Source organism: Nocardioides sp. NPDC006303 (assembly GCF_040613175.1).
Classification (GTDB): domain Bacteria; phylum Actinomycetota; class Actinomycetes; order Propionibacteriales; family Nocardioidaceae; genus Nocardioides.
This window is the reverse complement of record NZ_JBEXRR010000001.1, coordinates 137,327-151,359: the sequence shown is the minus strand read 5'-3', so window position 1 is coordinate 151,359 and position 14,033 is coordinate 137,327. Positions and strand designations below refer to the sequence as shown.

The following is a 14,033-nucleotide window of genomic DNA, read 5'->3' as shown; positions in this document are numbered from 1 at the left end:
GCTATTTTCCTAGCGATGTCCCTCACCCACACCGTCTCCGTCGTCATCCCGGTCTACCGCGGTGCCGAGACGCTTCCGGAAGTGGTGAGCGAGGTCGTCGACCTCGCCGAACCCTTCGTCACCCCGAACGGGCACCAGGGACGCATCACCGAGATCCTCCTGGTCCACGACCACGGCCCGGACACCTCTGATCTCGCCATGCGACAGCTCGCCGAGAAGTACGACATCGTTCGCCCGATCTGGCTGAGCCGCAACTTCGGCCAGCACGCCGCGACCCTTGCCGGCCTGGCCTCGTCGGGATCGGACTGGATCGTCACGATGGACGAGGACGGACAGCACGACCCGGCGTACATCCTGCCGATGCTCGACACCGCGCTCAGGGACCGGGCCGCCCTCGTCTACGCCCGCCCCACCAACGCGGCGCCCCATGGTCCGCTGCGCAACCTGACGTCGCGCGGCTCGAAGGTCGTCATCGACCGCCTCATGCCCGGCGGCAGCGCCCGGCAGTTCAACAGCTTCCGGCTGATCCTGGGCGAGTACGGCCGGAGCGTGTCCGCCTACGCCGCCAACGGCGTCTACCTCGACGTCGCGCTGAGCTGGGTGATCTCGGATGTGGCGACGTGCCCGGTGGAGCTGCGCGAGGAGGGTGAGCGGCCCTCCGGCTACAACTACCGCTCCTTGATGTCGCACTTCTGGCGCATGGTGCTCACCGGCGGCACCCGTCTGCTGAGAGCGGTCAGCATCTGCGGAGCCCTGCTCGCCGCCTCCGGCATCGTCCTCGCCGTCGTGCTGGTCGTCGCTCGTCTTGCCGGCGGGGTCCCGGTCCAGGGCTGGACCTCGTTGATGGCGGCCGTGCTGGTCTGCTCCGGCGCCATCATGCTCACCCTCGGAGTGATCGCCGAATATCTCGGCGTATCCGTCAACATGGCGATGGGCAAGCCGCTCTACGTCATCGTCAGCGACCCCGCGAACGGCCCGCTTCGCGAGTCGCCCCTGCGGGGTCATCCCGAGTGACCGGCGCTCAGCGCCCATCCCGACCGCCCACGCTCGTCGTCGGTGGCGGCGGTCTGCTCGGCCGCCACGTACGCAGCGCTCTCGAGCGCTCCGGGGCGTCCGTGCGGACGACGAACGTGCCCTGGCACGACCCGGTCGCGGCCCGCGCCGTCCTGAGGTCCGAGCTCACCTCCTTCGTCGGCTCGTCGCCGGACGGCCACGTCAACATCGCCTGGTGCGCGGGCGCGGGCGTGGTGTCCACCCCGGCAGACGAGCTCGAGACCGAGGTGTCGCTCTTCCGCGACGTACTCGATGACCTGCGTGCAGCACTGCGGCCCACCACCCGGCTCGCGTTCTTCTTCGCATCCTCCGTCGGTGGCGTCTACGCCGGTTCGGCCGATCCCCCGTTCACCGAGCTCTCCGAGCCTCGTCCGCTGGTGGCGTACGGCAGGGCCAAGCTGGCCATGGAGGAGGCACTGACCGCATTCTGCGCCGAGACCGGATCGGTGGCGCTCATCGGCCGGATCACCAATCTCTACGGGCCCGGCCAGAAACTCTCGAAGCCCCAGGGCCTCGTCTCTCAGCTGTGTCTGGCCCAGCTGCGCGGCACGCCGCTGCCGGTCTGGGTCTCCTTCGACACCATCCGGGACTATCTCTACGTCGGCGACTGCGCCGAGATGGTCGTCGACGCCCTCGACGGGCTCCACGAGCACGTCCGCGGTGCCGGATCCAACGCCGTCGTCAAGATCCTGGCCACCGGCACCGGAGCGACCCTCTCGGCCGTCATCGGAGAGACCAACCGGGTCTTCAGGCGGCGGACCAGGCTGCGCATCCCGGGAGCCGGCACGCCCGGCCAGGCACGCGACCTGCGGGTCCGCAGCGTCGTCTGGCCGGAGCTCGACAAACGGACACAAACGCCTTTCTCCGTTGGCGTGCGTCGCATCGCCGATGAGATCGCACTGGCCTACGCTGCTGGTACCTCCGCACTTCCGACGCACGTGAGCGAGATCTCCATCCGATGACCGAAACGGGCATGCTGCTGGGCACCACGACGGGCGGCTCTCCCTCGATCGCCCAGAGCGACTACTGGTGGTACCGAGCGCGCACCCGGATCCTCGAGACCGTCATGAAGCCGTACGTCGGGACGCCACGCCGCCTCCTCGACGTCGGCAGCGCCGACGGGCCCAGCGTGACCTGGCTCGAGGGCACCGCCGAGCACCACGTCTCGCTGGATGTCGACCCGCGTGGCCTCGCCGCCGGCGGCGTGTGCGGCTCCGCGATCAGGCTTCCGTTCGCCGACGGCTCCTTCGACGTGGTCGCGGCCTTCGACGTCATCGAGCACTGCGAGCCCGAGGCCGCTGCCCTCGCCGAGATCGAGCGCGTCCTAGCCCCCGGCGGCCGGTTCCTCATGTCGGTTCCGGCGTACAACTGGGCCTGGACCCGCCACGACGACCACAACCATCACCATCGGCGCTACACCCTGCGGCGGGCGGTGGCGGCGATCAGGGCGGCCGGGCTCTCGCCCGTGCGAGCGACGTACGGCTTCACCGGCACGTTTCCGATGTTCGCCGCTCAACGCCTGGTCACCCGGGTCAAGGAGCGCGGCACGGCCAGCGCCCGGCAGCTTCCCGACGGCGGCGTCGCACCGCTGCCCGAGGTCTCGCCTGCGATCGAGAAGGTCCTGCTCGGCGCCACCCGCATCGACCAGCGGCTGCTGACCCGACTCGATCTGCCGTTCGGGTCCTCGGTGCTGGTCGCCGCGGTCAAGGCCAGCTGAAAATGCATACACTTCAATGGCGGGACGGTCGCCGTTCACCAGACCGTGGAGACTGAGACTTGGACACGAGCAATCACTGGTACGGGCACGCCCACATCCTCTCGGAGTATTGCGGACTTCCGTTCGAGCAGCCGCGCCCGATCTGGGGCGTGCTCCAGCACGGCTGGAACCTTCTTCACGGCTTCGGCCCGGGCCACGAGCCGCCGTACGGCTTCCCCAAGTTCGTCTGGTCCCACGCGAACCTGCGCCGCGGCCAGGCGGTCGGCTGGCGCGACTATGCCGTGATCGGCGCTCCGTGGAACTACCTGCTCGAGCTCAAGAAGGAAGTCGAGCCCGTACCCCCGGCTGATGAGCGCGAGGGAACGATCTTCTACCCGTTCCACACCTGGGACCACGGCGAGGTCAGCGGCGATCACGACCGGCTGATCGCGGAGATCCGGGACACCGAGGAGGGTCCGGTGACCGTCTGCCTCTACTGGATCGAGTTCGACATGCCGGAGATCCGTCGCCGCTATGAGGACGCCGGCTTCCGGGTCATCTGCCACGGCAAGCGGGGCACGTTTCGTCAGGGCACCGACATCCGCTTCCTCCACAAGCAGTACGCGGAGCAGATCCGCCACCGTCGGGTCGCCTCGAACCGCCTGACCACGGCGATCTTCTACGGCGCCTCGGTCGGCTCCGAGGTAGCGGTCTACGGCGACCCGATGACCTTCGCCGACGTCAGGGACGCCAGCGTGAGGGACGGGAACGAGCAGGCCAAACGGTTGTTCCCCGAGTTCCACGGGGTGGAGACCGACGCAGAGGAAGTACGCGCCACGACCGTGCGCGAGCTCGGGCTAGATGCCATGGCGTCGCCTGCTGAGCTGCGCGCGCTCTTCGGATGGGAGATCACTGCATGAACGACACCGACACGCCTTCGAAGGTCGCCGCGTACAGCGTCGTCTCGGGAGACATGTACGACTGGTCCGACCTGGCCGACGGCCAGGCGCTCCCTGGCGGCCCGGTCCTGACCCGATTCGCCGTTGCGGCGGCAACCGGCGCCTCCCACCTGATCGTTGTCGGCCCGCACGACCTCGACCTGCTCGATGCGGTCGTCGACCGCGCCGCGACGACGACCATCGTCCTCCGCACCCACTCCGACGCCGAGCTCGTCTCTGCGCGGTACGCCCACAGGGCTGTCGACGTCGTCTGCGGTGACCTGCGTGCCTGGACCCCTGATCGGCCGGCCGACGCCGTGCTCGCGCTGGACGGGTTCGGACGGGTCGCATCGATCGACACGGACCCGGCGGACTGGCACGCGATCGCCGAGCACCTCGCCGGCCACACGAGCGGCGACACTCGGCTGGCGCTGGTCGTTCCGAACCCGGGATCCCCGCTCGCACAGCTCAGGGCAGTCAACCCAGAAGCATCCAACGAGAACGCTGACTGGTCGTTCCCCGTCCACGATCGTGCGAACCCGCGAAGCCTCGCGGACGCGAGCGCACGGTTCGGCGGTCGCGGCTACACGCTGTGGCCCGACGTCGGGTCTCCGACCCTGGCCGCAGCTCCCGAAGCCTGTTCGGTGGCGCTCGCGGTCGCTCACGGCCGCCCCTCCGACACCCCCACGCTGCGCGAGGTCCAGCCTGCGCTGGGCCAGGCGCTGGACACGTTGGGAGCCGCGGGAGCGGCAGGCGGTTGGCTGGTCACGCGCGGCCTCCACCCGATCTCATCGGTCGTCGGTGTCGATCGGACCGGTGACGAGACGTCCTGGACCGCTGCCGAGCGGTCCTGGCTGATCGAAGCCATGCACGACTCGGCACGCCGCGACGCTTCGGGCCTTCGCCACCACGTACGCCGACTGCGCGACGCGGTCGCCGACGCACCCGAGCGCTGGTGCGGTATTCAGGTCGACGAGATCGGCCTCGACGCCGGCCACGTCGTCCCGGTCCACGAGTCGACGGTGAAGCTCGGCGAGTCCGCCGACGAGATCCTCCTGGGGCTGCTGGACGAGCTGGCTGCGTACCTCTGCGTGACGGGGTGGCGCCACCCCTGGCCCGCCGGTCGCGGCCGGGACGAGCTCACAGTCCTGCTCGCGGCGACCGTCGATGTCGCGGCCACTCCGGCGGACGTCCACCAGGTACGCCGACGGCGCGAGTCCGCGCTCTCCTCGACCGGCATGACCCCCGTGGTCGCAGGACGGCAGGCGCCGCAGGACGCCGATCCGAGCGAGCTCCGGAAGCTGATGGACGAGAACGAGGCACTGCGTGGCCAGGTGGCCTGGTTCAAGCAGCAGATGCGTCAGCGTCAGACGATGACCCACGAGGTACGCACGGCGGCGCGACGCGACGTTGCGGCACTGAACGATCGCATCAAGGAGCTGGAGGATCAGCTGAGCGCTCGGCAGGCCCCGACCGTCAACCGAGTCGCCAAGCGCGCATCGTCCGTCCCCGGGCGGGCGCGTTCCGGCTTCGGACGCGTACCCGGGGCCCGCCGCGCGGCCCGCCTGCTCCGAAGGGTTCTCCGCGCGATCCGACGCGTGGCCAAGCGTTAGGGCCTCAGCCGGTCACGCTTCGGTGGGCGTGGCCGGCGCGAGCCGCAGGTGGATCTCGTCCGACCAGCCGAACTCGAGCTTCGCCGCCTCCGCAGCGGTCGGCTGAGGCACCCGTTCAGAGAGCTCACGGGCCACGACGATCGGCTTGTGCTCGCGGCCGTCCAGCAACGACCACTGCGACGTCTCGCACGCATCGTGCTCGACCGCGGTGCTGCGCAGAGCGCCCACAGGCACGGTGATCAGGAAGACCCCGTCACGGTCGGCCACGTCCAGGGAGACGTCGAGGGGCCTCTCCGGGGTCGGCCAGGTCCGGAGCACCGCTCCCGTGGACTCCAACCGGGGACCGTCCGGGCCACGCAGGATCAGGTCCTCACCCTGCCACCAGGCGTCGTGAACGACGGGGCGGTCGGGCGTCGCGGTGATGACGAAGGAACCGTTCGGGTCGCGGGTGGCGTTCACCGCGCGCCCCTTCATCAGCGATCGAGACCCGAGGAAGTCCGGGTGCACCGGCAGCGGAGACGTACGTCCCTTCCGGGACAGCTTCACCCGGGTCGGCACGATCTCCTCCATGGGCATGTCCAGGCCGGACTTCTCGAGGACAGCCTCGACCGGCACCGTCAACCGCCACGGGGTGATGCCCTTCTCGCCCCGCTCGCCGATCGTCAACGGGTGAGTCACCACCGAACCGCTGCGGTCGGTGAGGGTCAGCTCCGCATGCTCGGGAGGAGCGCCCCGGAACGCGCCCTTGATCTCGATCTCGTCGCCGAGATCGGTGGTGTGATCCACCCAGGCGTCCGGAAGATCGCGAACGGTGACGCCGAAGCCGCCTGGCAGGCGTCCTGGGCGGCACCAGCGGTTGCCGATGCGCCGCCAGCCCTGCCACCGCTCGCGTCCGTCTCCCGACGTCGTCACCTGGATCACGTCGCGGACGTCGCGGTTGCGGATGCTGATCATGAGGCGCCATTGGCGATCGCCCGCCAGTCGTGACGGGTCGATGCTCAGCTCGAGCGTGGACCTGTCCACCTGGCCGAACGGGATCGCCCGCAAACGGGCGACATGATCCACCCGCACCCGGCCTCCGGCGGGGCTCTCCAGCCACACCTTGAAACGTGTCCGTGGCGCCAGTGCGAGGGTGTTGATGCCGATGTTGACCCGGACCGCGACCCGGGATCCGTCCCACCAGGCCTCGGTCGCGACTGCCTTGGCCTTCATGTACGCCGGGGCCAGACGGAACACCGAGTCGGGGACACCGACCGCGGCGTCCTCGAAGGACGGGAGCTTGGCGTACCAGCCGTCCCTTCGGCGGGCCAGCGGCGCCTGGGTCCCGAATTCGCCCCGGTAGCGGGTCAGTGTGGTGAGCGCGTCACGTTGCCGGCGCTTCAGCAGGTCGAACACGAGTCGCTCGAACGGTCCCTGACGATTGAGGATCGCGTCGTCGACGCGCGCCAGGTAACGCTCCGCCAAGTCGAAGATGCGTCCGGACTCGTCGGCCGGATGGTCCTCGATCGACCGGGCGAGCACCTGGACATCCGTCGCCGCGAGATGCGACTTGACCAGGTCGGACAGGTAGGGAGCCTGCTCCTCGACCATGTCGAACAGCATCTCGGCCGAACGTACGCGGTCGCCGAGGTTGTCGAGGTTCCAGTGGCTCTGCGTGATCGAGGCCTCGCCACCGTCGCGGTGCCGCCAGTAGTAGATCGGCTCGGCGAGAATGTCGACCTGGCGGGCGCGGATGTGCGCGGCGAGGGCGACCGGGTAGTCCTCGTAGAGCATGTCCGGGTAGCTGAGGCCGGCGGAGTCCCAGAAGTCGCGCCGGTAGACCTTGTTCCAGATGTAGCGATCGATGCCCAGGATGTGGGTCCGGCTGCAGTGCGTGGCGATGCGGGTGGTGACGAACGGGCGCCGGTGGGACCACGACTGCCAGACCGAGACCGAGTCGAAACGGCGGGCGTTGCCGGCGACGAAGTCGGAGCCCGAGCGCGCCAACGTGTCCGTCATGAGCTGGTAGGCGTACTCCGGGACGTAGTCGTCGGCGTCGACGAACGCGAGCAGGTCACCCCTGCTCGCTTCGATGCCGATGTTTCGGGCCACCCCGACACCGACCTTCTCCGAGGAGACCACCCGGAATCGCGAGTCGCTCGACGCGAACCGGTCGGCGACTGTTGCGGACCCGTCGGTGGACGCGTCGTCGACCATGACCACCTCGAAATCCGAGAAGGTCTGGGCGCGAAGCGACTCCAGGCACGTCTGAAGGAAGGGCTCCACGTTGTGGAACGGGATGACGACGCTCAGAGCGGGATGCGGCACATTCTCACCTTAAGTCGCTCCGTCCTCGAGCCTTCGCAACCGCTCCTCGAAACGCGTGGCCGCGGTGATGCGGGCGCGCACCTGCTCCTGCTGACGCTGGATCTCGGCCCAGATCGAGGAGGCGTCGACGTGGCCGTCCGACGGCGCTCCGGCTGCGAGGTTGCCGCGCTCGACGGTGTCACGCAGGGTCTCCAGACGCGCCTCGAGGGCCGCGACCTGCGGGCTGACCCGAGCGAGCTCGCGCTCGAGGTCACCGATACGGACGCGCTGCCGGTCCGTGATGGCACGCAGCTCCTCGATGGTGGCTCGAGCCTCGTCCAGGTCGGCTGCGGAGCCGGCCTTTCTGATGACCTTGTCGCGCAGTCGGTTCATCGCCATAGGGTTACGCGCTCCTCCTCGAGCCAGTCGGTCATGACGCGCGCCTCCGCCTCGATCCGATGCTCCGGCGCCACGGGCGAGGAGCCGCCGGCCTGGTAGGTCCACTCCGTCTGCCCGGGGTTGTCGACGAACGAGAACCCGGACAGCAGGATGTCGGAGTCCGGGAACAGGTTGACCGCCAGCCATGCGGCGGTGAAGCCCGTGGTCGGCGCCAGCTTCTCGGTCCGCCAGGGGATGTCGAGGTCGGCCCCGGTGCCGGTGAGCAGCTCCCCGTTCGGGATGGGTACGAAGCCCAGATCGGGCGGCCAGGACATCGGCCACACCTCGAGGCGGCCATGGAAGCGCATCGGTTCGGCGAGGAGGTAGAGCCGCTCGCGGTAGCGGTCGAAGGTGAATCGCGTCGGGCGGGTGATCCGGTTCCAGATCACCACGTCGGCCCGTGATCCCTGGGCGCGCGGTCCACCTGGGACGTCCAGCACGAAGCTGTTGACCCGGATCACCAGATCCGAGTCGTCGATGGCCTGCGCCCGGTCGTCGCTGGGCCCCAGCGGAGCATTCCCGAGCACCGCGACCGACCTCACCGGCGCTCGCCTGGCGTACGTGGTCATCAGGTCGCGTAGGTAGGCGAAGCCTTCAGTGACCGTGACTGCCCGTTCGGCGATCAACGTCACCGGCTTCCCCTTTCCAACGACCCTTGTCGCAGCGTCGTCACAGATCGCACGGACGCGGCAGGCGCGTTACCCGTTCGGAAAAATCATAACGAGCCAGACCTCCGTCAGTTACCCGCCCGAGTATCGATTTGAGCGCCGCAGCGCGTTTTCACGCGTGCCGACGCAAAGTGCCATGACGCTGTTGGCGCCTCGTCACCATCCATACATCTGCGCGTCGTTCGCTGGTCAGGCGGACTGGGCCCCGGTCCAGCTCGTACGCTCGGCCTCGAGCTCGGCACGTACGGCGTCCAGCTCGGACTCCAGCTCGGCGACCCGGATGGCCGCCTCGGCAGCGTCTGCCTCGACGGCCTGGAGCCTCGCCTCGAGCTGCTCGCCGCGCATCTCGGCCTGGGCGGCCCGGCGGGCCTCCTCGCCACGGCGACGGACAGCCTCGGCGGCACGCTGATGAGCGGCGGCCAGAGCGGACTCGAGCTCCTCGACAGCCTGGACGCGCTCGGCGAGCTTGGCATCCATGTGCTCGCGGAACTCGGCGTTCTCCTCGGCCCGCTTCTCGGAGTCGACGCGGTAGGCCTGGGCCTGCTCGGCCCGGTCACGCGCCCAGTCGCGGCGGGTCTGGAGAAGCTCGGAGTGAGTGATCTTGGTTGCGGCAGCGCCACAGGCGAGCCCGAGAACGGCTGCGAGCACGACAACCAGCCAGGACCCGGAGGCCACCGCAGCGGTGATCGTGATGGCGGCCAGCGCCAGCAGGGCTACAGCAACCGTCAGGCGTGTGCTGCGCTGACGCCTGCGTGTGACTGGAGTTGCGGATGGGGAAGGCATGCTTCCACGGTACGGCTAGTTTTCATCGCGTTTGCGGACCCGGCACGCGTGTTCGAGGAGTCGAGCGGCGATGAGGATGGCGGTTCCGGCCACGGCCGCGAGGGCCGAACGGACCAGCCGCTCCCCCGCCGCGGTGTTGGCGTCGTAGCCCAGCCAGCTCACCGCGTAGCCCAGATAGCCGCCGGCGAGGAGCGCGCCGACCAGGGTGCAGGCGCGGGCGAGCACCAGCCGGTTGACCGCCTGATGAGCCTCGATGCGCTCGCCGCGTACCTGCAGCTGGCGGTGGGTGATCCAGGCGGTCACGCCCAGTGCCGCCGCGATCAGCAGCAGCACCACCGGCTGCGCCCAGGTGACGACCGGGGCCACCCCGCGCCAGGACTCCAGCACGGGGTGAGCCAGCCAGCCACCTACGATCCCGATGACGGCCCACGCCGTGATGGCTCCGCCCGACATCGGGTGGAGCCGGCGCTCGTCGTCGGCGGGGTCCTTCTCAGGACCCTGGTCGGGGTCCTCGGGTGCTGTGCTCAGATCCGGCTCAGAGCTCGAGGCTGAGGTCGTCGCGGCGGGTGATGCCGGACTGGTCGGACTGCTCCAGCAGCTCGGCGATCGGACCCACGCCGGGAAGATCGGCGCTCGGCTCCAGGTCGAGCCACGGCTTGAGCACGAAGGCCCGCTGGTGCGCCCGCGGGTGCGGCAGCGTCAGCGACTCCTCCTCGAGGATCTTGTCGCCGACCGAGATGACGTCGATGTCGAGCGTACGCGGCTCGTTGAAGATGCCGCTGCGCGAGCGTCCGTAGGCGTCCTCGATGGTGAGCGCACGCTCGAGCAGTCGCGTCGGGGTGAGGGTGGTGTCGGCGAGGACGATGGCGTTGAGATAGAGCTCAGCACCCTCGGGCGAGTCGACCGGCTCGGTCTCGTAGACCGGCGAGATCGTCGTCACCCAGACATCCGGGGTCTCGGCGAGGGTGTTCAACGCGTCCTGCAGATTTGCCAACCGGTCCCCGAGATTGGAGCCCAACGACAGCACCGCCCGTCGGATCGGCCGCATCTCCCCGGTGAGCGTGTCGGCGTCGATGATGTACGGGTTGGGTACCTCTGTCACGTGCTCTGCCTCCGGGTGATCGTCAGGGTGACGTCTTTGAACGTCGCTTCGATAGGCGCCCCCGGTTTGTGAACCGTAACACGTACCCAAAGTGCGCGGATGTCTGCAAGGCAAATGTCCGCGATCCGCTGGGCAAGCGTTTCGATGAGGTCCACCGGGTCGCGCTCAACATTGGTTTTGACCGCCATCGCGAGACTTCCGTAATCCACGGTGTCTTGCAAGTCGTCCGTTTCCGCGGCCTTGCGGGAGTCGGTGCCGATGACCAGGTCGATGATGAACTTCTGCCCCTCGCGGCGCTCGAAGTCGAAGACTCCGTGATGGCCGTAGCACTCCAGACCGAGGATCTGGATTTCGTCCGCGGGTTCCACACTGTTCATCGAGTGGTTCATCCAATTGTCTCCAACTTCGCTGCCGCCGCGAGGGTGTCCCTGGCGGCACGTACGTCATGAACACGCGTGGCCCACACACCGCGTTGCGCGAGAAAGACGGTGATCGCATCGTGGGCATTCTCACGCTCGGTCACCGGACGCAGGGTGCCGTCGGGGGCGGCCAGCAGGCGGCCGAGGAAGGTCTTGCGGCTGGCACCGATGAGCACCGGGAAGCCGAGCTTGTGGAACTCCTCCACGCCCGCCAGCAGCCGCCAGTTGTCGTCGGCCGTCTTGGAGAAGCCGAGCCCGGGGTCGACCACGATGTTGTCGTCCTGGATCCCGGCGGCTCGCGCCGACTCGATCCGCTGCTCCAGCTCGGCCTTGACCGTGGCGACCACGCCGTCGGCGTAGACGAGATGGTCCTGGTGCTGCATCTCCGCGCCGTGCGCGCGCCAGTGCATCACGACGTACGTCGCACCGTGGTCGGCCGCGACCTCGAGGATCCCCGGGTCGGCCAGGCCGCCCGAGACGTCGTTGATGATCTTCGCCCCGGCCTTCAGGGCCGCCTCGGCGACCTCGGGACGCATCGTGTCGACCGAGAGGGTCGCGCCCTCTTCGGCCAGCGTCTCGATGACCGGCACCACCCGGGCCAGCTCATCGGCCACCAGCGGTCTGGTCGCGCCCGGGCGGGTCGACTCGCCGCCGATGTCGAGCAGGTCGGCTCCCTGCTCCAGGAGCGCGTGACCGTGAGCCACCGCGTCATCGGTCGCCAAGAAACGTCCGCCGTCGCTGAACGAGTCGGGCGTGACGTTGACGATTCCCATGACCTGCACGCCACGACCCTATCCGGCGACGCCGGAAGGGCAGACTTGACCAGGCGGGCCCGCTCAGCCAGGCTGCCCGGCATCTCATTTACCCAGGGAGGCATCGTGGCCAAGATCCTGCTCCGCTCAGCAAGGGACCCGTTCGAGGTGATCGAGGCGGGCGACCCGCGTGCATGGGGCATCGGGTTCTACGGCACGAACGTCGGCAACCTCCTCTTCGCCGACTCGACACACCGGCTCCTCAGCGTGCCCGGAACCGAGATCGTCGCGAACCGCTTCGTCCATGAGCGGCGCGCGTTCACCGCCGACGAGGTCGCGGCGACCAACGACGAGTACGACCACTTCGTGGTGCCGCTGGCCAACGCCCTCCGGCCGGAGTTCACCCGCCCGTTGACCCGGCTGACCGCCTTCATCGAGCAGCTCTCGATCCCGACCACGATCGTCGGCATCGGCGCGCAGCTCTCGCTCGACGACCTCGACACCGCTCCCGGCGACGAGCTGGCCGCCCTCCACCGCCGATTCATGAACAGCGTCCTCGAACGATCCTCGAAGGTCGGCGTACGCGGCGAGATCACCGCCGCCTACCTGCGGCGGCTCGGCTACGGCGACGAGCACGTCGAGATCATCGGCTGTCCGTCGATCTACCTCAACGGCCCCGACCTCACCGTCCGCGACGATCGCTCCACCCCGATCGCCGACGAGGACCCGATCGCCGTCTCGATGAGCCCGCTGACCGCGCCCTGGTTCGAGGCGTACGTCGACGCCTTCGCCGACCGGCATCCGCAGATGACGTACGTCGGCCAGACCCACCACGACTTCGCGATGCTCCAGTGGGGACGGCACCGTCAGCCCGAGATGGGTATCGACCGCGACCACCGGCTCTACACCGAGGACCGGACCCGGATGTTCCTCGACGCCGGCTCCTGGATGCGGTTCCTGGCAACCCAGCGGTTCGCCTTCGGCACGCGCATCCACGGCAACGTCGCCGCGGTGCTCGCCGGGACCCCGGCCATGGTCGTCGCTCACGACTCACGCGTGCTGGAGCTGTGCGACTACCACGGCCTGCCCTACACGATGCTCGACTCGATCACGCTCGAGACCACGGTCGACGAGCTGTACCAGGCAGCCGATTTCACCAGCTTCCACAACCGCCTCGCCGACGGCTGGAAGCGGCTGACCGCGTTCCTGGACGACGCCGGCCTGGCGAACGTCGCGCAGCCCGGCCAGACGAGTGCGGCGTACGACGCCGAGCTCGCCGCGCTGGAGCCGGCGGCGCCTGTCGCCACGCTCCGCGGATCGGGCGATGACGCCATCCGGCGCATCGAGGATCGGATCCACGCGCTCAAGATCGCCTCCGAGCACTCCGACACCGCCGCCAAGCGTCGCGAGCGGGAGCTCGAGAAGAAGCTGACCGCGTCGGCCAAGAGCCAGGCCAAGCGGATCGCAGCCCTCGAGGCGACCACGCGCAAGCAGCAGACCCGGATCGAACGGCAGGCCGGTCGCCTCGACCGCCAGCGAGCCCTGATCGACGAGCTGCGCGCAGACCTCGCTCGCCACCAGGAACGAGCGGGCCTGCGCGGCTTCGTCCGACGGGTTCGTCGCCGGTTGCGTCGCTCCGCTAGCTAGCGGGTCCCGCCCCGGATCAGGGCCATGGCCTCGGCCCGGGTGGTGGCGTTGGAGCGCATCGTGCCGCGTACAGCACTGGTGATCGTGCGGGCGCCGGCCTTCTTGACGCCGCGCATCGTCATGCACAGGTGCTCGGCCTCGACCACCACGATGACGCCGCGCGCCTCGAGGAGCTCCATGAGCGCGTCGGCCACCTGGGTGGTGAGCCGCTCCTGCACCTGCGGGCGCTTAGCGTAGACGTCGACCAGCCGGGCGAGCTTGGACAGGCCGGTGATCTTGCCGGAGGAGGCCGGGATGTAGCCGACGTGGGCGACACCGGTGAACGGCACCAGGTGGTGCTCGCACATCGACCAGAGCTCGATGTCACGGACTAGGACCATCTCGTCGTGGCCGAGGTCGAAGGTCGTGGTGAGCACTTCCTCGGGCGTCTGGTGCAGCCCGCGGGTCACCTCCTGGTAGGCCCGAGCGACGCGGGCGGGAGTCTCGAGCAGCCCTTCACGATCGGGATCCTCCCCGATCGCATAGAGCAGCTCGCGCACGGCCGCCTCGGCCCGCTTCTGGTCGAACACCGGTACGTCCGCCACGTCCCGCTCGGGGACATGGACGGGCGCTACGTCATCGAAGTTGTCGGACATGTC

15 protein-coding genes are annotated in these 14,033 nt (G+C 69.1%); 6 read left to right on the top strand and 9 right to left on the bottom strand.

The features are described from left to right. The first annotated feature begins 15 nt into the window (after positions 1 to 15). From ABZY89_RS00730 to ABZY89_RS00710, 5 genes are read left to right on the top strand one after another with little or no spacing between them, the layout of a single operon-like run. Positions 16 to 1,014, top strand: a complete 999-nt coding sequence (locus tag ABZY89_RS00730; protein WP_355223839.1) for a glycosyltransferase — start codon at positions 16 to 18, stop codon at positions 1,012 to 1,014. Further along, on the top strand, positions 1,011 to 2,015 hold the full coding sequence (locus ABZY89_RS00725; protein WP_355223837.1) for an NAD-dependent epimerase/dehydratase family protein: 1,005 nt from the start codon (positions 1,011 to 1,013) through the stop codon (positions 2,013 to 2,015). Before ABZY89_RS00730 ends, ABZY89_RS00725 begins: the two co-directional genes overlap by 4 nt. Then, entirely contained in the window at positions 2,012 to 2,770 is a 759-nt protein-coding gene (locus ABZY89_RS00720; RefSeq protein WP_355223835.1) for a class I SAM-dependent methyltransferase, read from the top strand. Before ABZY89_RS00725 ends, ABZY89_RS00720 begins: the two co-directional genes overlap by 4 nt. A 59-nt stretch (positions 2,771 to 2,829) precedes the next feature. Further along, positions 2,830 to 3,669 carry a hypothetical protein gene (locus ABZY89_RS00715; protein ID WP_355223834.1) on the top strand — a complete coding sequence of 280 codons (840 nt, stop codon included), beginning with the start codon at positions 2,830 to 2,832 and terminating at the stop codon, positions 3,667 to 3,669. Continuing rightward, positions 3,666 to 5,300, top strand: a complete 1,635-nt coding sequence (locus ABZY89_RS00710; protein WP_355223833.1) for a hypothetical protein — start codon at positions 3,666 to 3,668, stop codon at positions 5,298 to 5,300. The genes ABZY89_RS00715 and ABZY89_RS00710 overlap by 4 nt, the downstream gene beginning before the upstream one ends. A 12-nt stretch (positions 5,301 to 5,312) precedes the next feature. Here the strand turns inward: ABZY89_RS00710 and ABZY89_RS00705 are convergent, their stop codons facing one another. The 8 genes from ABZY89_RS00705 to folP form a co-directional block, all read right to left on the bottom strand. Then, positions 5,313 to 7,607, bottom strand: a complete 2,295-nt coding sequence (locus tag ABZY89_RS00705) for a glycosyltransferase family 2 protein (protein ID WP_355223832.1) — start codon at positions 7,605 to 7,607, stop codon at positions 5,313 to 5,315. A gap of 9 nt (positions 7,608 to 7,616) precedes the next feature. Further along, complete coding sequence (locus ABZY89_RS00700) at positions 7,617 to 7,985, bottom strand: hypothetical protein (protein WP_355223831.1); 369 nt, start codon at positions 7,983 to 7,985, stop codon at positions 7,617 to 7,619. After that, entirely contained in the window at positions 7,976 to 8,656 is a 681-nt protein-coding gene (locus tag ABZY89_RS00695) for a hypothetical protein (protein WP_355223830.1), read from the bottom strand. The genes ABZY89_RS00700 and ABZY89_RS00695 overlap by 10 nt, the downstream gene beginning before the upstream one ends. Before the next feature lie 225 nt (positions 8,657 to 8,881). Then, positions 8,882 to 9,475: a hypothetical protein gene (locus ABZY89_RS00690; RefSeq protein WP_355223828.1), complete on the bottom strand. Its 594-nt coding sequence runs from the start codon at positions 9,473 to 9,475 to the stop codon at positions 8,882 to 8,884. A 15-nt stretch (positions 9,476 to 9,490) separates the two neighbouring features. Continuing rightward, positions 9,491 to 9,928 (bottom strand): DUF3180 domain-containing protein, encoded by a 438-nt coding sequence (locus ABZY89_RS00685; RefSeq protein ID WP_355223826.1) that lies wholly within the window; start codon positions 9,926 to 9,928, stop codon positions 9,491 to 9,493. 82 nt (positions 9,929 to 10,010) lie between these two features. Beyond that, on the bottom strand, positions 10,011 to 10,577 hold the full coding sequence (gene folK / locus ABZY89_RS00680; protein ID WP_355223824.1) for a 2-amino-4-hydroxy-6-hydroxymethyldihydropteridine diphosphokinase: 567 nt from the start codon (positions 10,575 to 10,577) through the stop codon (positions 10,011 to 10,013). Next, a complete protein-coding gene (gene folB / locus ABZY89_RS00675) occupies positions 10,574 to 10,966 on the bottom strand; it encodes a dihydroneopterin aldolase (RefSeq protein WP_355223822.1) in 393 nt (130 codons plus the stop codon). Before folB ends, folK begins: the two co-directional genes overlap by 4 nt. Beyond that, positions 10,963 to 11,769, bottom strand: a complete 807-nt coding sequence (gene folP / locus ABZY89_RS00670; protein ID WP_355224078.1) for a dihydropteroate synthase — start codon at positions 11,767 to 11,769, stop codon at positions 10,963 to 10,965. Before folP ends, folB begins: the two co-directional genes overlap by 4 nt. A 105-nt stretch (positions 11,770 to 11,874) precedes the next feature. On the opposite strand from folP, the gene ABZY89_RS00665 reads away from it, so the two are divergent. Continuing rightward, positions 11,875 to 13,395 carry a polysaccharide pyruvyl transferase family protein gene (locus ABZY89_RS00665; protein WP_355223820.1) on the top strand — a complete coding sequence of 507 codons (1,521 nt, stop codon included), beginning with the start codon at positions 11,875 to 11,877 and terminating at the stop codon, positions 13,393 to 13,395. On the opposite strand, the gene folE is transcribed toward ABZY89_RS00665, so the two are convergent. Further along, positions 13,392 to 14,030: a GTP cyclohydrolase I FolE gene (gene folE / locus ABZY89_RS00660; RefSeq protein WP_201451186.1), complete on the bottom strand. Its 639-nt coding sequence runs from the start codon at positions 14,028 to 14,030 to the stop codon at positions 13,392 to 13,394. The genes ABZY89_RS00665 and folE overlap by 4 nt on opposite strands. Positions 14,031 to 14,033 lie beyond the last annotated feature (3 nt).

Bases quoted from the DNA above. Each gene is read 5' to 3' on its own strand.
- ABZY89_RS00730 (WP_355223839.1), top strand. From the start codon at position 16: ATGTCCCTCACCCACACCGTCTCCGTCGTCATCCCGGTCTACCGCGGT.
- ABZY89_RS00720 (WP_355223835.1), top strand. From the start codon at position 2,012: ATGACCGAAACGGGCATGCTGCTGGGCACCACGACGGGCGGCTCTCCC.
- ABZY89_RS00710 (WP_355223833.1), top strand. From the start codon at position 3,666: ATGAACGACACCGACACGCCTTCGAAGGTCGCCGCGTACAGCGTCGTC.
- ABZY89_RS00700 (WP_355223831.1), bottom strand. From the start codon at position 7,985: ATGGCGATGAACCGACTGCGCGACAAGGTCATCAGAAAGGCCGGCTCC.
- ABZY89_RS00690 (WP_355223828.1), bottom strand. From the start codon at position 9,475: ATGCCTTCCCCATCCGCAACTCCAGTCACACGCAGGCGTCAGCGCAGC.
- ABZY89_RS00685 (WP_355223826.1), bottom strand. From the start codon at position 9,928: ATGTCGGGCGGAGCCATCACGGCGTGGGCCGTCATCGGGATCGTAGGT.
- folB (WP_355223822.1), bottom strand. From the start codon at position 10,966: ATGAACCACTCGATGAACAGTGTGGAACCCGCGGACGAAATCCAGATC.
- folP (WP_355224078.1), bottom strand. From the start codon at position 11,769: ATGGGAATCGTCAACGTCACGCCCGACTCGTTCAGCGACGGCGGACGT.
- folE (WP_201451186.1), bottom strand. From the start codon at position 14,030: ATGTCCGACAACTTCGATGACGTAGCGCCCGTCCATGTCCCCGAGCGG.